The sequence below is a fragment of the Aquirufa sp. genome, assembly GCF_044377215.1.
Lineage (GTDB): Bacteria > Bacteroidota > Bacteroidia > Cytophagales > Spirosomataceae > Aquirufa.
On sequence record NZ_JBILJM010000021.1, the window covers coordinates 19,687 to 42,953 of the forward strand.

Below are 23,267 nucleotides of genomic sequence, written 5' to 3' on the forward strand. Positions count from 1 at the left end.
ACGATATTAGTTTAGTTTGACTTTCTGGAACCAAGCATCTCCTAAAGTTAATCCTATCACAACGCGCTGGTATTGTTCTTCAAGGGCGTTGTCGGCCAACAACCCTCTTCGGCCGAACTGGTATGAAATGTTAATGTAATTCAAGAAATTACGTAATGGGAAAGCGAATCCTCCGCTAACAAATTCATCTTTCGCAAAACGCCCATTCCCCGCAAAATCATATGGGGTTGTTGCATAACTGTAACCTACACGGTAGGTAGTTCGTTTGAAAAAATTTGAAATGGATTCAAAATCGGGCGTATATTCCGCACCAAAGGCAATTGTTGAGGTCGTAGGTAATTTGGCTGAACGGCCTAAATTATTTTGAATAGCAGTCCAATTTGTGCGTGAATAATCAACGCCAACCATCCATACTGCTGGTCGCTCTAAACTAATGCCAATGCGCTGGGCAACAGGAATTTTTTGATTGAACTTCGTCTCTTTTTCAAGTGTATCCGAATTAATCACATTTAATCCCGTCAAATCTAAGGTGGCAAAACGACGTAAATTCGTTGCACCTAGCTGATTAGATAAATCAAATGTCGCTCCTAGATTAAGGAAAATATCATTTTTAATCATGTGCCGATAGGCTATTCCCGCTTTAAATGAAAAGTCAGAATAACGTGTCACATTTTCTAGTTGTATCTTGTAGTATTGCCCATCAGACAAATTTTGCGTTGATACTTGACGCGAAACTGTTCCAAATAAATACGCAGTTTCTAATCCGATGTAAAATTCTTTTCCAATACGAACGCCATGATTCATTGTTAATTTACTTACGCCCCCTGTTCCCTTGTAGCCATAAATCAAACTATCTACACCTAAAACATTTAATCTTCGGTATGATTTAGTCTCATAATTAACATTAGAATGCGGACGAATCCCAATTGACATGGACCAGCGATTTGACATGGGTAAGGTTAAACTAAATGATTGATAATTACCCCCCAAGACCTGTTGGCGCTGACGGTAATCTTGCATATTTTTCAATTCCGCATTAATTCCAGCTTCTAATACCGTGTAACGGTTTCGAGCTAGTAACGCTGGATTCATTTGATTCGAGTAGATTCCATTCGAATTGGAAATTCCAATTCCTCCCATCATGGAATTTGAAGGTGTTTCGGCAGGATAGATTTCACCCATACCTATGTAAGAGAGCGGAGAATTTACAATAGTCTGCGCGAAGGACGTTTGAGAAATGCCAAATGAAAAACAAAATGAGGCACAAAAAAATACTCGGAGAGCCTTTTTAGAAAGTTGGGTATAAATCAATTGCTTGTAAATCATGCGGTTAAAATCGGCTCTATTATATAATTCAAGTCTGCAAAGGTCGTAATTTTTTTCATAATCGAATAAGATATTAGCTATATTTGAAATCATAATTTGTTTTCATGATGTATGGAAAGATTACATAAATGGGTATGGCTTGAAAATACTGCATTTGATTTACTCGCATTTTTGGGAGTTTTGCTTGTAGGGATTTTAATTCGCCGTTTTATTTCCAATTCGTTTTCTAAACTTGTATACCGATTCATTCCTGTAGAATCGGTCTCTATTCAAGATTGTATTCAATTATTACGAAAGCCCTTTGAGTTATTACTCTTTTGGGTATTCCTCTATCTGGCATCTCAAAACTTACATATACCACAAACCTGGAATATCGCGTCAATAGATAAATTTGGCCTATTATATTTAGTTAAAAAGACCTTTGAAACAACGCTTATTCTTTCTTTCACATGGGTAATCATTCGCTTAATGAAAGTGGGTATTTTGGTCGCTCAAGAAAAATGGAAGGGGGTAGGCGAGAAAGCAAAACAGCAATTCATTCCGTTTATCAACGACCTATCCTTGGTCTTTATTATCACCGGTGCGAGTTTTGTTTTACTCGGTCGTATTTTCGAAGTAGATGTAGTTGCCTTAATTACAGGGGTAGGTTTAGGTGGTTTAGCGCTTGCTTTAGCCGCGAGAGAAACGCTCGAAAATCTATTTGCCTCCTTTACTATTTTTTTGGACCTGCCCTTCGTAGTAGGTGACACAATTCAAGTTGGCACAATCTCCGGCGACATCGAAAAAATTGGCTTTCGTAGTACGCGCCTTCGAGGCGTGGATGGAAATTTAATTGTGATTCCAAACCGATTGCTTACATCGCAGTCCCTTGAAAATTTGACAGATCGCGAATTCCGTCGGGCTAAATTTACCTTAACCTGTGACCTTCAAACGCAAACGAATCAAATTGAACCTGCCATCGCAGCCATTGAAAAAACAATTCTTGAAGATGCTTTATGTAAAAAGAAAGCACCTAAAGTTGTGTTTGAGGGATTCGGCTTGTACGCGCTGGAAATCAGCGTAACCTTCTTTGTGCAAACGAAAGACTTTGCTAAATTCCAACTAGTGAAACAAGAAATCAATTTGCAAATTCTACAAATTCTAGAGGCTAATCAAATCAAATTGGCCAGTAGCGTGAAATAAAAAAGGGACACTTGCGCGTCCCTTGGATGGTTGATTAACCAACTAACTCTTTCAGATCTTCATCATGAATCATTTTGCGCGCGTCAGCCATCAGTAGGAAACGTGTATAGATTTTGTCCAATTCAGGTTTTTCAAAATCAAATCCTAAGATGTTTAGTCGGTGACGTAGTGCCGCCCGCCCTGAACGAGAAGTTAACAAAATGGCGGATGAGGGCACACCCACATCCTCCGGATTCATGATTTCATAATTTTGCGCATGCTTTAAAAATCCATCCTGATGGATACCTGATGAATGAGCAAAAGCATTAGCGCCCACAACGGCTTTGTTGGCCTGCACAGGCATACCCATCAAATTCGAAACCAAGCAACTTGTTGGGTATAAATATTTCGGATTAATTCCTGTCGTATATCCCAAATCTTTGTGAACATTTAAGATCATGGCAACCTCCTCCAATGAGGTATTTCCAGCGCGCTCTCCAATTCCATTGATCGTTACTTCCACTTGACGCGCACCTGCTTGAATACCCGCCATGGTATTTGCCGTCGCTAATCCTAAATCATTGTGATTGTGCATGGAAATTGTTGCCTGATGAATATTATCAACATGTTGAAACAAATAAGTGATGCGATCAAACATTTGATTTGGCAATAGATATCCAGTCGTATCAGGCAAGTTGACAACCGTCGCACCCGCTTTGATAACCTCAGAAGTTAATTTAGCAAGGAAAGGTAAATCGGCCCGACCAGCATCTTCGGCAAAGAATTCTACATCTTCTACGAAGGATTTGGCATACTTTACAGCCCACACCCCACGCTCGATAATTTCTTCGCGAGTTGAATTAAACTTATGTTTAATATGAACGTCTGATGAACCGATTCCCGTATGAATACGCGGACGACGAGCTGATTGTAAGGCTGCTACAGCAGCATCTATATCTTCTTTTTTAGCGCGCGTTAACGCACAAACAGTCGACTCTGTCACCGATTCTGCAATGGCTTTTACCGAAGCAAAATCACCAGGAGATGAAATGGGAAAACCAGCCTCTATGATATCAACGCCTAATTTTTCAAGCTCTTTAGCAACCTCAACTTTTTCCTCTCGGTTTAACTGACAACCTGGAACTTGTTCTCCATCTCGAAGCGTAGTATCAAAAATTTGAATGCGATTACTCATGCGGCTTGTTTACAAATTAGAGCGTAAAACTAAATTATTTTATACTAAGAAGCAATTACACGCATGAACAGTAATTAGACTAATTAACTACATATACTAATAAATAAGGGTAATAATAGATTTTTTATCTATAAAAATAAATTAAAAAGACAAATAGTCTTAAATCTAATTTTATATTGGAGCGAAAAATTTGAAATAAATTATTCTTTTTGTACATTTTTTGCGAATTCGCGAATTTCAGGGAAACGCTTCGGGTCAAAATTTCCTCCAGAAACTACACAAACAACGGTCTTGCCTTTAATTTCAGTTGCGATGGTGGATAAAGCAGCCACCGATAACGCTCCAGCGGGTTCAACGATCATCCCATAAAATTGATACAAATCTAGCATGGTTTGACACAAATGGCTTTTTTCAATAGTTAAAATACGATCGATTCGATTTTGAATAATTCCAAACGTTTTGTCTCCCATGCGTTTAACCGCTGCGCCATCCACAAATGAATCAATTTCCTGCAAAGCCATAGGAGCACCATGTGTCATGGCTATAGTTAACGATGCTGCTTTTTCTGGCTCCACAGCAATTAGACGCGTATTAGGTGATAAATAGTCGAGTATCAGGGCTGAGCCAGCGGCCAAACCGCCACCGCCAACAGCTAAAAAAAGGTAATCAAGTGATTCAGGAACTTGATCTAGGATTTCAAGACAAACAGTGGCTTGGCCAGCAATGATATCAAAGTCATCAAATGGAGGAATGTAAATTGCTTGATTATTTGCACAAAAAGTACGTGATGCTGCATAAGCCTCGTCAAAGGTTTCTCCAACTAATTTAATCTTAACGCGTTCTTGACCATGAAGTCGTACAGCCTCCAATTTTTGCAGAGGGGTATTTTTAGGCATAAAAATATATGCTTGAATCCCCAAAAGTGCACAGGCGAGTGCTACGCCTTGCGCGTGATTTCCTGCAGAAGCAGCTACAATTCCTTGAGCGCGTAATTCGACGGGGATACTTGAAATTTTATGGAAGGCACCCCGAATTTTATAGGATCGAACATCCTGCAAATCTTCTCGCTTTAGATAAATGTTTGCTCCGTACCGTTCAGACAAACGAGATGCATATTCCAATGGAGATTCGCGAACGACCTCTTGGATTTGTTTAGCAGCTTGTTTGATTTCTTTAAGGCTTGGACGGTGATTAAGTTTGTTGAATTCCATGCTTCGCAAATGTACAAAAAAGCAAAAGCACGACAATAAAAAAAGTCGCTTGGAAAGATCCAAGCGACTCCTTTTAAATCGAGTTAAATTTAGTTGTTTTCGGGACGTAAGCTACGTACCGCAGCACCTGCTCTCCACATCTCCATATCTGCCATTTCTTTTAATTCAGCATCTAATTTCACGCGGTAATCCGGTTGCGAATTCAATGTAATTGAACGCTCTGCTTCTGCTTGCGTTTTCACAGAGTTGTATAACTTCTCAAATACAGGCTTAGTCGCGTCGCGGAAAGGTTTCCACCAATCCAAAGCACCACGTTGCGCCGTCGTAGAACAATTGGCATACATCCAATCCATTCCATTTTCAGCCACTAATGGCATTAACGATTGCGTTAATTCCTCCACTGTTTCGTTGAATGCTTCTGATGGAGAGTGACCGTTCGCGCGTAACACTTCGTATTGTGCAGCGAAAATTCCTTGAATAGCACCCATTAGAGTTCCACGCTCACCAGTTAAGTCAGACGTAACTTCTTTGTAGAAATCAGTTTCAAATAAATATCCGGAACCTACACCAATCGCCATAGCGATACACTTTTCACGTGCTTTTCCTGTTGCATCTTGGTATACAGCGAATGAAGAGTTCAAGCCTTTACCAGCTACGAACAAACGACGCAAGGATGTACCAGATCCTTTTGGAGCAGCTAAGAATACATCTACATCCGCCGGAGGAACGATTCCAGTTTTTTCTTTATACGTAATTCCAAATCCATGTGAGAAGTAAAGCGACTTACCAGCCGTCAAATATTTCTTAACCGTTGGCCATAATTCGATTTGAGCAGCATCCGAAAGTAGGTAACAAATAATCGTTCCTTTTTCCAATGCTTCTTCGATTTCGAATAAAGTTACTCCTGGAACCCAACCGTCAGCAACAGCTTTGTCATAAGTTTTACCTTTACGTTGACCTACGATTACATTCAGACCATTGTCTTTCATGTTAAGCGCCTGACCTGGACCTTGAACGCCATAGCCAATTACAGCAATTGTTTGATCTGCTAATACTTGTCTAGCTTTCTCTAAAGGAAACTCTTCTCGTGTTACGATGTCTTCAACAACTCCACCGAAATTAATCTTTGCCATTTTTTTGTCTTTTAATTTATAAACTTTTTCGATTATACGATTTCCCAATTACCCTCGGGAAGAAATTCTACCAAACCTTTTTCCGTCTTACCTACAGCAATACGACCCGATTTGATATACTCTAATATTTCCCACTTTTTCAAGTAGTTATAAAATTCACCTAATTCATCACCCGTTCCATTTTTCTCTACCACAACATATTCCAATCCCCAATGGACCACTTTAGCATTCCAATCTAAATTGATCGTTTTCACGTCAATCGGCTCGCCACCAAGTGGCGTTGCCAACTTAAAAAGGGCTACTTCATTGTAAATAATTTCATCATCCAAATAACCATATACCGCTAGGACATCCGTTACTTTTCGGATTTGGCGCACCAACTTCTCTACGACATCCCGATTTTCATTTCGAATAACAATCGTAAATCGTGAAACGCCAAGACGCTCTGTTTCTGAAACCGTTAAACTCTCAATGTTCAGTCGGCGACGCGTGAAAATGATCGTAATTCGATTTAATAAACCTACCGTGTTCGTGGTAAATACAGAAAGTGTATAATTTGTCAACATATTACTCTAGCCTCACATTGGTTACGGTACTGCCCGAAGGCACCATTGGGAAAACATTTCCCTCTTTTTCACATACAATTTCTAAAATATAAGGCGTCTCGGAATTCAATAGGGTGTCTAGCGACTCACTTAACAAACCGCGATCAGATACTTTATGACCTTCAATGCCAAAACCTTTGGCTATCATAATAAAATCTGGATTTTCTAATTCAACGAAAGAATAACGACGTGCATGAAACAACTCTTGCCACTGACGCACCATTCCTAAGAAATTATTATTTAGAATAATGATTTTAACGGGCAATTTACTTTGTGCGATCGTACCCAATTCTTGTAAAGTCATCTGAAATCCACCGTCTCCAATCACAGCCACAACTTCGCGTTCTGGAACCGCTACTTTTGCCCCAAATGCCGCCGGTAGGGCAAAACCCATCGTTCCTGCTCCACCTGATGTCACACTTGAATTCCTTTTCTTAAACCGATAATACCGGTTAGTCACCATTTGATGTTGACCTACATCCGTTACAATCACAGCCTCCCCTTTTGTCTTATCAGACAACATGGCAATAGCTTCACCCATTTTAATTAGATCCCCATCATGAAATACATCTTTCAAGGTAATCTTTTCATATTCTTCTTTATCAAATGCGTCAAATTCCGCACGCCATGCTTTATGTTCCGCAGGCTTAATTAACGGCAAAAGCGCACGCAAAGCGGCTTTGGCATCCCCCACAACGGGTGCATCTGCCTTGACATTTTTATCAACTTCCGCCGGATCAATCTCAATGTGAACTACTTTCGCCTGTTTTGCATACGTAGACAAATCCCCCGTTATCCGGTCATCAAAACGCATGCCGATAGCAATAAGCACATCACATGAATTTGTTAATACATTAGCGCCGTAATTTCCATGCATGCCGGGCCAGCCAACAAACATGGGGTGATCCGCATCCATGGAGGACATACCTAATAAAGTTGTCGCCACGGGAATTCCCGCTTTGTCAACTAATTCATTTAATTCTTTTTCTGCTCCTGAGATAATGATTCCGTGACCAGCTAAAATATAGGGTTTTTTTGCCCCGTTGATCAACTTAGCAGCTGCCTCTAAATGCTCCTTCTTCGGCTCGATACGTGGTTTATACGAGATAATGGATGTGCAAGGTGTGAATTTAAAGGGCTCCGTCATCATTTCAGACTGAGCGGTGCGTGTAATATCAATCAATACTGGACCGGGACGACCCGATTCTGCGATATAAAATGCTTTGGCGATGATTTCAGGAATCTCGTTGGGATCCATAACCTGATAATTCCATTTCGTCACCGGCATGGAAATACCCATTAAATCACATTCTTGAAACGCATCTGTACCGAGTAAATTTCCTTTAACTTGGCCCACAAGACATACTAAGGGCGTTGAGTCCAACATCGCATCAGCAATCGGAGTAATCAAATTGGTCGCTCCAGGACCTGAAGTTACCATGCAAACGCCTGCTTTATTCAGCATACGTGCATAGCCTTGCGCCGCATGACCAGCACCCTGCTCATGACGCACTAATATGTGCTTCAACCGATCTTGATAATCAAATAGCGCATCGTAGGTTGGCATAATCGCACCCCCCGGATACCCAAAAATAGTCGTAACCCCTTGCGCAACCAAAGATTCCATAATCGCCTGAGCGCCCGTCAAGAATTTTTTCTGGTCGGCCTGGTTCGAATCAGCAGTCTGCGTTTGGGTTTGTCCCATGGTATTCATTCTATTTGGTTTTTAAAATCAAGGAAAGGCTAAATTAAGCCATCCCATGATAGAAAAAAAGGGTAATTATTATTTTTTATAAATCTGTCACACAGCCTAAACTCGCTGAGGCAACATTTTTGATATACTTCCGTAAAACGCCTGATGTATGCGGTGAAACCAATGGTTTCCATGCCTTCCGACGTTCTGCTAACTCCTCATCTGACACGTGTAAAATGATTTTATTGTCAACTGCATCGATTGTAATCTTATCTCCATCTTTCACCAAGGCGATATTCCCCCCATCTTGTGCTTCTGGCGTTACGTGACCCACAACAAATCCATGCGTGCCTCCTGAGAAGCGGCCATCGGTAATCATGGCTACCGAATTACCTAACCCAGCTCCCATCAAAGCAGAGGTTGGCTTTAACATTTCCGGCATACCCGGTCCTCCTTTAGGTCCTTCATTACGAATAACGACTACATGCCCTGCTTTAATCTCTCCTTTGGATAAAAATTCCATCACATCCTCCTCGCGATCGCACACTTTCGCTAGCCCCTCAAATCGCTCGCCTTCTTTTCCTGTAATCTTCGCAATGGCGCCTTCTGTGGCTAAATTACCATACAAGACTTGAATATGGCCAGATGATTTCAATGCCTTCGATTTTGGAAAAATGATTTTTTGTAAATCAAAATCCAAATCTGGCGCATCCGCTAAATTTTCAGCCATTGTTTTACCTGTCACAGTCAAACATTCACCATGCAAATAACCTTCCTTCCACAAATATTTTAAGATCGCGGGCATTCCACCAATCGCCAAAACATCCTCCATGTAATATTTTCCTGAAGGCTTCAAATCAGCCATCAATGGTGTACGATCTGAAATGTCTTGAATGTCTTTCAACGTAAATTCCACTCCGGCCGAATGCGCAATAGCTAAATAATGTAATACCGCATTGGTACTTCCACCCAAAGCCATAACCACCGTCATCGCATTCTCAAATGCATGTCGGGTCATGATGTCGCGCGGACAGATATTTTTCTCCAACAATATTTTCATCGCTGCACCGATTGCCAAACACTCTGCTTTCTTTCCTTCGTGCGTAGCTGGGTATGTCGAGGAATTTGGCAAAACTAAGCCCATTGCCTCCATGGAAGATGCCATCGTATTCGCTGTGTACATGCCTCCACAAGCACCCGCACCCGGAATTGAATTCCGAATAACCCCTTCATAATCTTCATCTGAAATGGTACCCGCATATTTCTTGCCCAGCGCTTCGAAAGCTGATACAATATCCAATTTTTCACCTTTGTAGATTCCCGACCGAATGGTACCACCATAAACCAACATTCCTGGACGATTCAAACGTGCTAAAGCCATCATCGCTCCAGGCATATTTTTATCACAACCCACGACTGCTATAACACCATCGTACCATTGTGCCCCCACAACATTTTCAATTGAATCGGCAATAATGTCACGAGATGGTAACGAATAACTCATTCCGTCGTTTCCATTGGTCATGCCATCTGACACACCTATCGTGTGAAAGATTAAACCCACCATGCCATTTTCTTGAATTCCCTTTTTCACATGAACAGATAAGCCATTCAAGTGCATATTGCATGGATTACCTTCGTAACCGGTACTGGCAATACCTATCTGCGCCTTATCCATATCCTCGGCAGTTAATCCAATGCCATAAAGCATTGCTTTCGCCGCAGGATTTGTCACTTCTTGAGTTAAGGTTCTTGAGAATTTGTTTAATGACATAGGATTAAATTTTTTCAAACAACAAATATACGCAATCCGATTTGTTCAAGCCAAAGGATTGCCAAACAATATATGGCTAATCAAGGAAATTCAAAATAATTTATTTGTTTTCCCCTACTTGTTGGCGCCACATGGCGTAATACAAACCTTTGTCGGCCAACAAACTAGCATGATTCCCCGATTCGACCACTTTCCCTTTCTCCAAAACATAGATGCGCGTGGCATGCATAATCGTGGACAAACGGTGGGCAATCAAGATAGTCAAATGCTCCGCATTTTGCGAAACCGCACGAATCGTTTCGGAGATTTCCTCCTCCGTTAAGGAGTCTAACGCTGAAGTTGCCTCGTCAAAAACCAATAAATTCGGATCCCGCAATAATGCTCGAGCAATACTTAAGCGTTGCTTCTCCCCTCCTGATACTTTTACGCCACCTTCGCCTATGAGCGAATCAAGGCCTTTGTCGGCGCGCGCCAACAAACTCTGACATGCCGCTTTTTCTAACACCTCTAAACATTGCGCATCAGTCGCATAAGGATTTACGAACAATAAATTCTCACGAATCGAGCCAGAAAACAATTGGGTATCCTGAGTCACAAAACCGATTTTTTTACGCAGTTGGTCAAAATCAATGGCATTCTCTGGCTCACCATTGTAATATATATTTCCTTTTTTCGGACGATATAAACCCACAAGTAATTTCACTAGCGTGGATTTCCCGGCACCGGATGGTCCAACAAACGCGATGGTTTCGCCACCTTTGACTTGAAAGGAAATATCAGACAGCGCTTCTTGGGTTGCGGATTGATGTTGGAATGACACATGATCAAATGTCAAATCTTCAATATGCGTAATTGCCTTCGGATTTTCTGGCTTTTGTTCGCCAGGAATAGCTAAAATCTGTTCAAAATTCTGCAATGATACCTCGGCTTCGCGGAAGGTGTTGACCACATTTCCGATCTCCTGCAATGGATTAAATAAGAAGAATGAGTAGATGTTGAGTGAGTAGAATTGACCAATGGTAATTTTGCCTTGATAGATTAAATAAATCAATACCACGACCATGAGCATACGCAAAAGGTTCACGCATGTCCCTTGCACGAAGGCCATGGAGCGCACATAGCGCACCTTTTTCAATTCGAGTTTTAGGATTTTCTCTGTGGTTGCATTTAAGTGTGCAATTTCTTGTTCGGCTAAACCCAGTGATTTCACCAACTCGATATTGCGCAAGGATTCGGTCGTAGAGCCTGCTAAACCTGTGGATTCTTTGACTATTTCGATTTGAATGACTTTGATTTTTTTACTTAAAACGGAGGATACCCACGCGATAAGTGGGCCTGTCACTAAAAACAAAGGCATAATCATCCAATGCACGGAAAATGCATAGATTGAGATGAAGACGAGGGCAATTACCGACTGGAATAGGATGTTGATGCCTAGCGTAATCAACTTCTCCACATCGGTTCTGACCTTTTGCAATTTTCCCAGCGTTTCGCCGGATCGTTGGTCTTCAAAAGTCTCATATGGCAATTCCAGTGAATGACGGATGCCATCGGAATATAAATTGGCCCCCACCTTTTGGGTAACCGTATTGATCATATAGTCTTGAAAGTTTTTCGCCACCCGACTAACAAAAGCCACACCTACAGACGCTAAGGCCAAAGGCCAAATGGCATCTACGAATTGTGCCATTGTATGTGTATCGGCATGATAAACCGCAGCTACATCATCGATGATTTTTCGAAAAATATAGGGATCCATCAAGGAAAAAATCTGGTTGGTGGCAGCGAGACCTAAAGCTGCAAAAACACGCCAACGGTAATGAGTAAGGTAGTTAAGCAATAATTTCATGTTGGTGACGGATCATTTTTTCCATGACGCGAAAACTCGCGCCAAATTTGTGGAGACGCGATACTTCGCGAATATTATACTGTAGAGACGCGATACTTCGCGTCTATTTCTTTTCAAAGACGCGAAGTATCGCGTCTTTGAAATTTACCCAAACCGCACCAGCGCCATTTCGGCTACTGTTTTTCCGATCGAAAGCGAAGAAGTGGCTGCGGGACTTGGCGCATTTAAAATATTGATGACTTTCTCATCTTGAACAATTGAGAAATCATCGAGTAAGCCACCGTTTCGATCGCATGCTTGGGCACGGACACCAGCTCCCCCTTCGACTAAATCACCGATTTGAATTTCGGGAATAAGGACTTGTAGGGCTTTGGTAAAAGCTTCTTTGGAGAAACTTCGATACATTTCACCGAGACCCGTTTCCCAATACTTGGCAGCAACTTTCTGGAATCCTGGCCAGGTTAGGGTATCCCACAGTTCTTTGGCATTAATGCCTAATTTTTTATACCCTTCTTTTTTAAATGCCAAAACTGCATTAGGTCCTGCCTCTACTCCACCGCGCATCATGCGCGTAAAATGCACACCGAGGAAAGGGAAATTAGGATCTGGAACTGGGTAAATTAAATTCTTAACTAAATATTCTTTGTCTTTTTTCAACTTAAAATATTCACCACGGAAAGGGACAATGCGTATATCCAATGGCTCTTTTTGCGTCCATTGAGCCACTTGATCGGAATATAAACCGGCACAATTGATGATGAGTTTTGCCTCGTAAACGGACTTTTCAGTTTCTACAATAGAATAGGTAATCCCTTTGGTGATGTTGGTTACTTTTTCCCCTAAATGCAATTCACATCCGTTGGCTTGAATCCCTTGCGCTAATCTAACAGCGACTGCGCGGTAGTCGACAATTCCTGTTTGAGGTACAAACATTCCCTCAACGCCGGTCACGTGTGGCTCATATTCGCGCATTTCGGCTAATGACAATTTCTTCAATCCGCCAAGTCCATTTTCTTGACCACGTTGAAACAAGGTCTCTAATTGAGGGCGTTGCTCTTGGGTACTGGCGACCACCACTTTTCCGGTTAATTCAAAAGGAATATCTTCTTTTTGGCAATACTCGATTAATTGATGGTAGCCTTCGATGCAATTTTTGGCTTTTAGTGAACCCGGTTTGTAATAGAGTCCGGAATGGATTACGCCTGAATTATTTCCCGTTTGATGCATGGAAACGGTGGCTTCTTTTTCAAAAAGCGCAATTTTCAAACTTGGTTTTGATTCCAATAAACGGTGAGCTGTCGCGAGGCCCACAATGCCTCCGCCGACGATGATTACATCTAATGCCATAAGGTGGAAAGGTAAAATAAATAAGCCCCAAAGATACAAAATACTCCGGCGGAATTATCAATTAATTATCAAGTCCTTGATGAAAAATCAACCTCGCTTGGCTGTTTTTTTCGTAGCTTTGTGCTCCCTCTTTTTTTTTAGCTTCGCCAAACCTCAAAGGATTGGCGAAGCTAGAGGGGTTAAGCACAAAGCTATTGAATCCACAAATTGAAAAACTTTATCGCATTGCGCAACAACCCTCCCGAGTAATCTTGGGCCTCATGTCGGGTACCTCGTTGGACGGATTAGATATGGCGCTTTGTCGGTTTACGGGCCAGGGGACAGCGACGAAATGCGAACTACTTCATTTCGATTCTGTTTCCTTTGACGAAAGCTTTAAAACTTCCATTCGTGCCGTATTTGCACAAGAAAACATCCATTTTCCGAGTCTGAGTACCCTGCATGCGCAAATTGCGCGAACACATGCCGCCATAATTTTGAAAACATTGCAAGCATGGGGTATCAAACCGGATGAAGTTGACATAATAGCCTCGCATGGTCAGACGGTTATGCACCGGCCGGACCGCTCGGGGAAATTACCTCATTCAACTTTACAGATTGGCGATGGGGATCATTTGGCACATTTAACTGGAATCATTACACTTTCGGATTTTCGACAAAAACATATAGCGGCAGGCGGCGAGGGTGCTCCATTAGCGATGTTTGGTGATTATTTTTTATTTACCCAAGCAGGAGAAGAACGCATTTTGCTGAACATTGGGGGCATAGGTAATTTCACCTACTTGCCGGCCAATCAAGATCCTAAAGCCATCTTGGTAACAGATACAGGACCTGGAAATACGTTGATGGATGCTTGGGTTCGCACCCATTATCCAGAAAAATCCTTTGATGAAGATGCTCAAATCGCCCGTTCGGGTAAAGTAAATACCGATTTTTTAACCGCCTTATTAGGTCTTCCCTTTTTCAAAGAATCATTCCCCAAAAGTACTGGACCTGAATATTTTAACTTGGAGCGCATTAAAGAACTAGCTCCTTCCAATATTATCCCTGCTGATTTCTTAGCGACATTAACGCGCTTTACGGCAGAAAGTATCGCTTTGGCAATCCAACATTACACGGGATTACATCAGGCGCATATTTATGTAAGTGGTGGTGGTGCGCGGAACCCGTTGATGATGGAGCATTTGAAAAATTTAATGCCTGGATTTACGATTCAAGATTCAGCGGTTTTGGGAATTGAATCAGCGGCAAAAGAAGCTGTATTATTCGCATTGCTTGCTAATGAAACTTTGATGGACCCGACCCCGGGAGCGGCGCGCCGACTGGGTGATTCGCCGTGGATGACGATGGGGAAGATAAGTTTACCCAATTAGAATTAAGAGGTGAGAGGTAAGAGGTAAGAGGTGAAACTCCGGACTAAAGACTAGCGACTAGTGACTAGCGACTGATATATGAAATACAAATTACAAGATTACATTCTTTTTGAAAATGACGATTTCATAGTCATCAATAAACCATCCGGCATAGCGACGTTGGATGAGCGAAAAGATGATTATGCCCCCAGCATTTTGCGTATCGCAAAAGTGTACTCGGAAGATGCACAGGTGGGTCACAGGCTGGATAAAGAGACGACGGGGGCTTTGGTGATTGCCAAAAACCCCGAGGCATACCGCCACATTTCCATGCAATTCGAACATCGTGAAACGGCGAAACGCTACCATGCAGTCGTGGAAGGCATGCATGACTGGGATGGCATACTTGTAAACTTGCCCATTCTTCCACTCAAAGATGGAAAGGTGATTATTGCGCGCACAAACGGCAAACATGCGGAGACCTGGTTTCAGACGTTACGTGTTTACAAAGGCTACACACTCGTGGAATGCATGCCCATTACAGGACGAATGCATCAAATCCGAATTCACCTCACCTGCCTACATGCTCCGATTGTGGCAGATGAGATGTATGGGGGAAAAGAAGTATACCTATCTGATTTGAAGCGCAATTTTCACCTGAAAAAAGATACGGAGGAACGTCCGCTCATGCGCCGCGTGGCACTTCATGCGCATAGTTTGAGTTTTAAATTAATGGATGGAAGCCCAATTACGGTAGAGGCGCCCTACCCGAAAGATTTTAATGTATTGACCAAACAGTTAGAGAAGTTTTCGTAAATTTGCAGCCTTGGCTCCGTAGTTCAATGGATAGAATGTAGGTTTCCGGTACCTAAGATGAAGGTTCGATTCCTTCCGGGGCCACAAAAGGCTTTCTTCATGAAAGTCTTTTTTTTATGCCAAAAAAATAACCCCATCTCGCGACAGGGCTATTTCGATTTATAAATTAAACTATTAGGGTTAGGTATTCACTTAATTAGAACTAGGTTAAATACTAAATCAAAGTAACCAACTCCAGCCCTCCATTACAATAGGCCCTAGGCCTCATTTTTCGCCAATTTTTACGCATCTACCGTAAACTAAATTATAATCAGACTCGCCTTCAAATTTCTTAGCTTTACGGCATTAACTAGTATCCGCAATTTTGAAATGTATTCGTGCGCTTTATTTTCTTTTCACGCTGGTTTGCTACCACCTAAACGCGCAACAAGTTACATTCCACCAGCTCCCTCAAAATCTACAACTCTACCCACGAAACGAAAAAAACATAGCTATAGTCCCCATTTCGGGACACATGAAATCCGGAACTCTCGGATCTATTTCCGTACTCGTTAAAAAAAATAAAACACCCTACGCATACGTCAAAACCACGTTAAAATCTAATGGGCACTTTGCCTTATCCATTCCCATTCAAGCTGAATTAGCAGAATACCACGTAGATGTATACTGGCTAAACGGCAAGGACTCTAGCTTCCTTGCGCGCCGTGAAAATATCGTTGCAGGTGACGTATTTCTTGTCAGTGGACAATCCAATTCCTATGCAGGAAAAGAGCATCCAAAGGTCTATAAAGGTGAATTTGCGCGCAGCTTTGGCCGAAATCCTGATTACGAAAACTATACGCCCTACCATGCCGCGGATACGCTTTGGTCCATTTCCAATAGCCCATCGGACGTTGGCCTATTCGCCTCCGAACTCCAGCGCCTCCTCATTGAAAAACAAAAAGTCCCCATCTGCATCATCAACGGCGGTTCCGGTGGATCATCCATGGAGTACAACCTGTTTCGCACCGCAAACCCATACGACCTAAATACCTCCAGCGGTAAACTCAATTACCGCGCGCACAAAGCTGGCGTCACCTCCCACATTAAAGCTTTCATTTACCGACAAGGCGAAAATGAAACCAGCGGCAACGCACCTGAGTGGTTGGCAAATTTCAAAAAACACGCCGAATTGCTCAAAAAAGAATACCCAAGCATTCAAAAAATCTACCTTCCCCAAATCAACATCCTCCATGGTGAACTTTCGTTACAAAGCGTCATTCGCGAAGGTCAGCGATCCATCACGCAAACAGATACATTCATTCGTGGATTAGCGACCATCGGTACAAAAGGGTATGACGGCATCCATTATACCCCCGAAGGCTATGCACAAACCGCAGCAGAATTACACCGCTTAATTGAAGCTGATTTATACAATTTAAAGACGAACCCCAGTATCGAAAGCCCTAATATCCAACGGGCCTACTTTGCAAGTAAAGACAAGCGAAAAATAATTCTTGAATTTGACAAAGGCCAAACGCTGAAAATTCCCGCCGATTCAACCGTGACAGATTGGAAAGGGAATAAGCTGACGCAAAGCCTAAAAAACAATTTTTTCTTTGCACCCCTCGCATTTCCCGATGCTAGATTTAGTGAATTAATCGGTATTCAAGCAAAAGCCAACGAGCTAACTTTGCTGCTTTCGAAAGCCCCTGCGACGGACACGCTCGCCTACACGCCGTCATTTTACAACCATCCCAAAGGCTATCAAATCGCAGCACCACTACTCGTCAACCAAAATGGCATGCGCGCATTTGCATTCGACCATTTTCTGATTGAACCCTACGATAATTATTTTGATGACGATGCTGATGGATACGTTAATGCGAAAGACCAATGCCCCAATACTAGCCCCAATAACCCCGTTGACAAAAACGGTTGTGCCTCTGACCAGCGAGACAGTGATTCAGATGGCTTACTCGATAAAGTAGACGATTGCCCATTCGAAAAACAATTACCCATTCCAGTAATTAGCCTAAACGAAAACACCCTCAGCTCATCAGCTGCCGGATCATACCAATGGTTTAAAAACGGTGTTTTAATGGCCGGTGAAACCAAGCAAATGTTAACCGTAAATGAATCAGGCAACTATGCTGTAGAGATCAAAAGTGTCACAGGATGCTTCGTGCCTAGATCGGCGAGCCAACAAGTACTCATCTTAGGAAAAGAGGAGCCCACAGCCATTCGAGTTTTTCCGAATCCGGCACAGGATTTTTTGCAATTGGATTTTGACGCTTTAGCCTATCCCAACTTACTGGTGCAACTAATTGACCTGCAAGGAAAAATTTGGTGGGAAAAAAATCGGGCAGACCCAAATCAGCGCATTCCCTTGAGCCAAGTACCACTTGGAATCTATCTCGTAAAATTCAACCACGGATTAAAATCCGTCAAGATCATAAAACAATAAAATGCCCCTATGGATAAAGGGCACTTTATGTGGTATTTTAGAACTAGAGTTAGAACTTCAAAGAAACAATCTAAATGATTTGCATACAATGAGACCCGGGTCTCATTTTTACATGTTTTTTAGTGTCCAGGAGAGTAGGCTGTTATTTTCATTAGAAAGCCCCAGTTTCTTTGTTATGTGATACCGATGATTTTTCACCGTTTTTTCAGAGATATATAGTAATTCTGCTATTTCCTTCGTTTTCTTTTGAGCAGCAATTAATTCCAAAATTCGCCGCTCTGCCGGTGTAAAATCATGCCCAGCACCCGATTTTTTATTGATTGTCTTAAAAGCCATTTCAACTGAAATTCGAATTTGACTTTCGTTCCATGGTTTAACCAAGTAATTAATTGGACTCGTATCATTCGTTTGATCCAAATGAGTTCGATCTCCAAACGCCGTCAAAAAAATCACCTCCAGCGAAGGAATACCATTTTTGGCATCCAACGCAAAATCGATGCCCGTTTTACCCCCACCTAAATCAATATCACAAATAGCCAGCTGAGGCTTCCAACTGGGCAAAACACGCATTGCATCAGCATAATTATGCGCAAATTGAACCTCGTACCCACATTTCTCTAGGATTTCGTGCAGATCCACAGCAACAATCACCTCATCTTCTAAAACTAATATCCGATTACGTTCCATCTATATATATTTAAACGTTATTTGGTGAATCACCCCCCCATTCACATGCACCTTGTGAGTCGCACCCATTTGCGTACACATAAGAGCAATTAACTTCATACCCAATTGACCAGAATTAGTTAAATCAGCTTCTTTTCCTAGTCCATTATCAGATATAACAATCGAGAGATCCGCATTAATTAACTGCACCTGGATTTTTAATATGCTAGCCTGTGAACCGGAAAATGCATATTTAAATGCATTGGATATGATTTCATTAAAAATCAGGCCAAATGAGGTGATTTTCTCCAAACTCAAGCGAAGTGAAGCATCGATCTCATAGTGAATGGTAACGGGAGACTCCTCCTCTTTTTGGAAAACGGAAACTAAATGAACCACCAACGTTTGGATGTATTCTTTGACATTGACAAATTCAAATTCGTGGGTATCATGTAAATTGGAATGGACCAACGCAAAGGTCTGAATCCGATTTTGCATGGACCGAATAAGCTCAAGAGACTCTTTATTTCGGACGCGTCGCTTTTGCAAATTCAACAGACTGTAAATCACCTGCAAGTTATTCTTAACACGGTGATGTAATTCCTTGAGTAAAATTTCGTTCCGACTATTCTGTAGAACGATTTGTTCTGCTCGCACTTTCAATAAGTATTTTTGACGAATGATGGTAAAAGAGACAAGGACGGAAACCAGCATAATGATCACCAATAAGATCAAACTACGGACTTGAACTTGCTGTACTTCGGAAATTTTTGTCAACTTCATTAGGTCGTTTTTGGAGGCCAATAACTCCGCTCGGCGCTTCGTAACTTCCAATTGCCCTAACAACAAAATGGATCGATTTCGATTCATCGTCTCACTCAAACTATCTTGATATTGGTGTTGTGCATTTAAATAGAAAAAGGCAGTATCCGATTGATTGACTGATTTATGATAGGATGCAAGCGTTGCCAGTAATTCTATTTTCAATGGCCGAATAACTTTCCCTTTAAAATATCGATTTGCGGAGTCTAAATAAATTTTAGCTTTCGGGTATTGTTTTGCCTGAATGTAACATTGACTTAAAACAATCATACTATGAATTTGATGATCAATGTCATCCCGCGTTAGCGCTAAATCTTCCTTTAAAGTCTCAATTGCACGCGTGTAGTTTCCCTTCTTAATGCGACACATCACGAGCTTTCCCTTAAAATCTCCCCGCCAATAATCTAATTCACGTGGCAAAAATTGCTTCGTCTTTTTATTCCATTCAATCAACATTTTGACCTGTATAGATCCTTCATTATACAGCTGAATAGCTTGGTCGTATTGACCATTTATAAAGTATAAATTACCTAATCGATTACAATAATAAGCACGCCGAATTTCTAAATCTGCTGGATAGGGCTGATTCGCTTTAAAATCTTTGATAGCTTCTTCATATAGGCCACAGTCACGGTATATTTCCCAAAAAGTTTTAATATAGCCCAATTGAATCCGTTTCTGCCGAATTAAAATCGCTTTTTCCATCAGGTTTTTACCCCGATATTCCTCCTCCAACTTAACATAGACATCTTTCCGGTAATGAACCGGAACTAGCCACAAATGCGCATGAAGCCATTCAAGCAAAGGAAGTCCTTCCTCGAATTTAGCCTGATTGTGGTATACTGTGGAAAGTGTCAACAAAACACGCGCAATTTTCCGAACGTCCTTTGCCTTGCGGGCCGCCTGTAAATGACCTAAAAGTATAGTCTGAAGATCGGCTACATTTGACAATGAAAAATAATCGCCATTCACTCGAAACTGCTGATCCCAATCCTTCCAAATGGTTTCAAAATCAGCAAATTGGCTATGTTTAGCAAACTTACTCGGATTATAACCATCATTCGCTGCATTCGAAATATGGCTTCCTAAAAATACAAATAGGAGAATAGCAATAAAACCGTAATCGATTTTACGAAACATATTAATTATTTTAGAACTAGGACCCTTCCGGGTTTTTATTTTACTTCCAATATCATCGCAGTTTTTCCAGCGATGCTTATTTGATTTCCTAAGGTAAACTGATTATCCGTTAAAACCTCGTGCATGGAAACTCCGGGTTGGATCATCTCAGCATACCGCGCCACATCCAAAACTTTCTCCTGCTTATTTTTATTTAAAATCACCATTATTTTTCCGGTTTTTGTATATCTAAAATAGACATAAACTCCGTTCTCTGGGCCAAAATGAAGCAATTTGCCCTCGTGAATAACTGAGGGTATGACCCCGCCGGGGTGTTTTTCGTGATTTCAAAGTCAATAAAAAGGTAATTTGGGCTGTCGGCCGAATGCACTTTCACGATCTTTAAACCTGGTTTTTTAGCTATAATTTCACTCCCTTTTATGTCCTTCCCGTGGACCATTAGCTGTAATTGGGTATTTTTCATACCGGTCCACCAGCTGAGTGGTTCGACCCGTAAATCTTGTGCATGCAGGGAAATCGATACGAATAGAAATATTATAAGTTTCTTCATGAATTTAGGGTGTTTTCGCCAGGTTGTCGGGGTCAAGACCCCAACAACCTGAAGCGTGAAATTAGGTAAAAATAGCCCAAAAAAGTGCACTATTCGAATTAAATAGGTGAAAATTATCAGGTTATTGGTAGTTAAAGTGGCCAAAAATTTGTTTCTTGGGGTAACGCTGCCGGGGTCTACGACCCCGGCAGCGTTTACCGTTTTCTTGCATTTAAGCCGATATTTAAAGATATTTGTGCTTCAAAAATTCGCCCTAAATAATCAATCTACATGTGTGGAATTGTTGCTTATATTGGCCATCAAGCCGCATACCCCATTATTCTAAAGGGATTAAAACGCTTGGAATACCGTGGATACGACAGTTCAGGAATTGCATTGTTTGGCCAAAAGGTAATTAGCTTCAAACGAAAAGGCCGGGTAGCCGAATTAGATGCTTGGACAGAAACCATCACACAAACCGCAACCGTAGGAATCGGCCATACACGCTGGGCAACGCACGGCGAACCATCCGACGCAAATGCCCATCCACACAAATCAAATTCAGGTAAATTGACCTTAGTCCACAACGGGATCATCGAAAATTATGCCTCGCTAAAACAAGAATTAATCCAAAAAGGATACACGTTCGAAAGCCAAACTGACACCGAAGTGCTCGTTAATTTTATTGAAGAAATTCAAAAAAATAACCAATCTTCTCTCGAAGAAGCCATGCGCATCGCGCTCAAGCGGGTCGTGGGAGCATACGTGATTATCGTCATGGAGGAAGGATTTCCTAACCGACTCATCGCCGCACGCAAAGGTAGCCCGTTGGTAATCGGCGTTGGCGACGGCGAACATTTCCTAGCCTCAGACGCCTCGCCCATAATCGAGTATACGAAAAAAGTAATTTATGTCAATGACTACGAATTAGCCATCATTTCACCAGATGAAATCATTTTGAAAAACTTGGGAAATGAGCCGATTACCCCATACATCCAACAGCTCGACATGGAACTAGCCCAAATTGAAAAAGGTGGGTATGACCATTTTATGTTGAAGGAGATTTTCGACCAACCGGCCAGCTTGACGGATTGTTTACGCGGCCGACTAGACAGCGAGAAATTAACGCTGACATTGGCAGGGCTAGAACAGCATTTATCTGTTTTTGCCCAAGCCAAACGCATTGTTATTGTTGCCTGCGGAACCAGCTGGCATGCCGGTCTCGTGGCCGAGTACATGATCGAAACCCTTTGTCGGATCCCCGTCGAAGTTGAATACGCTTCCGAATTCCGTTACCGAAACCCAGTTATCGGACCAGGAGACATCATTTTAGCCATCTCTCAAAGTGGGGAAACGGCGGATACCTTAGTTGCCATTGAACGTGCAAAAGAGCAAGGTGCCTTTATTTTTGGCGTGGTCAATGCGGTAGGTTCATCCATTGCACGCTTGTCGCACGCCGGAGCCTACACGCATGCGGGACCGGAAATTGGCGTGGCTTCTACAAAGGCATTTACGGCCCAGCTGACCGTCCTCGCCATGATGGCCATGAAAATTGGTAAGGCAAAAGGCACATTGGCCGAAGCTGAATATGTGCGTTTAATCGCAGAATTGGCCTTAATACCTGAAAAAGTAAAAACAACCCTTGCGACCCATGAGGCCATCAAGGAATTAGCCAAACACTACGCCGACGCACGTGATTTCTTATTTTTAGGACGGGGATACAATTTTCCAGTAGCCTTGGAGGGTGCGCTTAAGTTGAAAGAGATTTCCTACATCCACGCAGAGGGATACCCCGCTGCCGAAATGAAACATGGCCCCATTGCCTTGGTAGACGAAAATTTACCCGTCTTATTCATCGCAACCAAAGATGCTTACTACGAAAAAATCGTATCAAATATCCAGGAAATTAAGGCCCGAAAAGGCAAAGTGATCGCGGTAATTTCCGAAGGCGATACACTCATCCGAAGTATGGCAGATCATGTGATGATTGTGCCTGAAGTGGATGAGCTTTTGGCACCATTGATTAGCGTATTACCCACTCAGCTTTTATCGTATTACATTGGGGTGGAGCGTGGATTGGATGTAGATAAACCAAGAAATTTGGCAAAAAGTGTTACCGTGGAATAAATGGCAAAACTATTTGGCATAAGTCTATTTATTATATAATTTCAAAATTGCTAAACAATTTACTATGGATTATAG

18 protein-coding genes and 1 tRNA gene are annotated in these 23,267 nt (G+C 41.9%); 6 read left to right on the top strand and 13 right to left on the bottom strand.

Annotated features, from left to right (window positions below; genetic code table 11):
• Positions 1-6: 6 nt before the first annotated feature.
• On the bottom strand, positions 7-1,419 hold the full coding sequence (locus tag ACIQ6T_RS07685) for a hypothetical protein (protein ID WP_395785314.1): 1,413 nt from the start codon (positions 1,417-1,419) through the stop codon (positions 7-9).
• Between the two features lie 18 nt (positions 1,420-1,437).
• Between ACIQ6T_RS07685 and ACIQ6T_RS07690 the strand changes: the two genes are divergently transcribed.
• Positions 1,438-2,508: a mechanosensitive ion channel family protein gene (locus ACIQ6T_RS07690; protein WP_395785315.1), complete on the top strand. Its 1,071-nt coding sequence runs from the start codon at positions 1,438-1,440 to the stop codon at positions 2,506-2,508.
• Positions 2,509-2,542: 34 nt separating this feature from the next.
• On the opposite strand, the gene ACIQ6T_RS07695 is transcribed toward ACIQ6T_RS07690, so the two are convergent.
• The 8 genes from ACIQ6T_RS07695 to lhgO form a co-directional block, all read right to left on the bottom strand.
• Positions 2,543-3,682, bottom strand: a complete 1,140-nt coding sequence (locus ACIQ6T_RS07695) for a 2-isopropylmalate synthase (protein ID WP_395785316.1) — start codon at positions 3,680-3,682, stop codon at positions 2,543-2,545.
• Between the two features lie 200 nt (positions 3,683-3,882).
• Positions 3,883-4,893, bottom strand: a complete 1,011-nt coding sequence (gene ilvA / locus ACIQ6T_RS07700) for a threonine ammonia-lyase IlvA (protein ID WP_395785317.1) — start codon at positions 4,891-4,893, stop codon at positions 3,883-3,885.
• A gap of 89 nt (positions 4,894-4,982) precedes the next feature.
• A complete protein-coding gene (ilvC, locus tag ACIQ6T_RS07705) occupies positions 4,983-6,026 on the bottom strand; it encodes a ketol-acid reductoisomerase (RefSeq protein WP_395785318.1) in 1,044 nt (347 codons plus the stop codon).
• 32 nt (positions 6,027-6,058) lie between these two features.
• Positions 6,059-6,589: an acetolactate synthase small subunit gene (ilvN, locus tag ACIQ6T_RS07710; RefSeq protein WP_395785331.1), complete on the bottom strand. Its 531-nt coding sequence runs from the start codon at positions 6,587-6,589 to the stop codon at positions 6,059-6,061.
• Between the two features lie 4 nt (positions 6,590-6,593).
• On the bottom strand, positions 6,594-8,336 hold the full coding sequence (ilvB, locus tag ACIQ6T_RS07715) for a biosynthetic-type acetolactate synthase large subunit (protein ID WP_395785319.1): 1,743 nt from the start codon (positions 8,334-8,336) through the stop codon (positions 6,594-6,596).
• Between the two features lie 85 nt (positions 8,337-8,421).
• The gene (gene ilvD / locus ACIQ6T_RS07720) at positions 8,422-10,098 is read right to left on the bottom strand and encodes a dihydroxy-acid dehydratase (RefSeq protein ID WP_395785320.1); all 1,677 of its coding nucleotides are present in this window, start codon (positions 10,096-10,098) and stop codon (positions 8,422-8,424) included.
• Between the two features lie 100 nt (positions 10,099-10,198).
• The gene (locus ACIQ6T_RS07725; RefSeq protein ID WP_395785321.1) at positions 10,199-11,947 is read right to left on the bottom strand and encodes an ABC transporter ATP-binding protein; all 1,749 of its coding nucleotides are present in this window, start codon (positions 11,945-11,947) and stop codon (positions 10,199-10,201) included.
• Between the two features lie 144 nt (positions 11,948-12,091).
• Positions 12,092-13,294, bottom strand: a complete 1,203-nt coding sequence (gene lhgO, locus ACIQ6T_RS07730) for an L-2-hydroxyglutarate oxidase (protein ID WP_395785322.1) — start codon at positions 13,292-13,294, stop codon at positions 12,092-12,094.
• A 161-nt stretch (positions 13,295-13,455) separates the two neighbouring features.
• Between lhgO and ACIQ6T_RS07735 the strand changes: the two genes are divergently transcribed.
• The 4 genes from ACIQ6T_RS07735 to ACIQ6T_RS07750 all read left to right on the top strand — a co-directional run bounded on the left by ACIQ6T_RS07735 (position 13,456) and on the right by ACIQ6T_RS07750 (position 17,908).
• On the top strand, positions 13,456-14,667 hold the full coding sequence (locus ACIQ6T_RS07735) for an anhydro-N-acetylmuramic acid kinase (RefSeq protein WP_395785323.1): 1,212 nt from the start codon (positions 13,456-13,458) through the stop codon (positions 14,665-14,667).
• A gap of 78 nt (positions 14,668-14,745) precedes the next feature.
• On the top strand, positions 14,746-15,462 hold the full coding sequence (locus ACIQ6T_RS07740) for an RluA family pseudouridine synthase (RefSeq protein ID WP_395785324.1): 717 nt from the start codon (positions 14,746-14,748) through the stop codon (positions 15,460-15,462).
• 12 nt (positions 15,463-15,474) lie between these two features.
• A tRNA-Arg gene (locus ACIQ6T_RS07745) sits at positions 15,475-15,546 on the top strand.
• A 430-nt stretch (positions 15,547-15,976) separates the two neighbouring features.
• Positions 15,977-17,908, top strand: coding sequence for a T9SS type A sorting domain-containing protein (locus ACIQ6T_RS07750; protein WP_395785325.1), 1,932 nt, complete (start codon positions 15,977-15,979; stop codon positions 17,906-17,908).
• Positions 17,909-18,016: 108 nt separating this feature from the next.
• Here ACIQ6T_RS07750 and ACIQ6T_RS07755 read toward each other — a convergent pair whose 3' ends face one another.
• Genes ACIQ6T_RS07755 through ACIQ6T_RS07770 form a run of 4 tightly spaced genes read right to left on the bottom strand, consistent with a single transcriptional unit; the run spans position 18,017 to position 21,086 of the window.
• Entirely contained in the window at positions 18,017-18,595 is a 579-nt protein-coding gene (locus ACIQ6T_RS07755) for a DNA-binding response regulator (protein WP_395785326.1), read from the bottom strand.
• Complete coding sequence (locus tag ACIQ6T_RS07760; protein WP_395785327.1) at positions 18,596-20,536, bottom strand: histidine kinase dimerization/phosphoacceptor domain -containing protein; 1,941 nt, start codon at positions 20,534-20,536, stop codon at positions 18,596-18,598. It abuts the gene before it with no gap.
• Between the two features lie 35 nt (positions 20,537-20,571).
• The gene (locus ACIQ6T_RS07765) at positions 20,572-20,808 is read right to left on the bottom strand and encodes a cyclomaltodextrinase C-terminal domain-containing protein (protein ID WP_395785328.1); all 237 of its coding nucleotides are present in this window, start codon (positions 20,806-20,808) and stop codon (positions 20,572-20,574) included.
• Positions 20,742-21,086, bottom strand: a complete 345-nt coding sequence (locus tag ACIQ6T_RS07770) for a cyclomaltodextrinase N-terminal domain-containing protein (protein WP_395785329.1) — start codon at positions 21,084-21,086, stop codon at positions 20,742-20,744. The genes ACIQ6T_RS07765 and ACIQ6T_RS07770 overlap by 67 nt, the downstream gene beginning before the upstream one ends.
• Before the next feature lie 270 nt (positions 21,087-21,356).
• Between ACIQ6T_RS07770 and glmS the strand changes: the two genes are divergently transcribed.
• The gene (glmS, locus tag ACIQ6T_RS07775) at positions 21,357-23,192 is read left to right on the top strand and encodes a glutamine--fructose-6-phosphate transaminase (isomerizing) (protein ID WP_395785330.1); all 1,836 of its coding nucleotides are present in this window, start codon (positions 21,357-21,359) and stop codon (positions 23,190-23,192) included.
• Positions 23,193-23,267 lie beyond the last annotated feature (75 nt).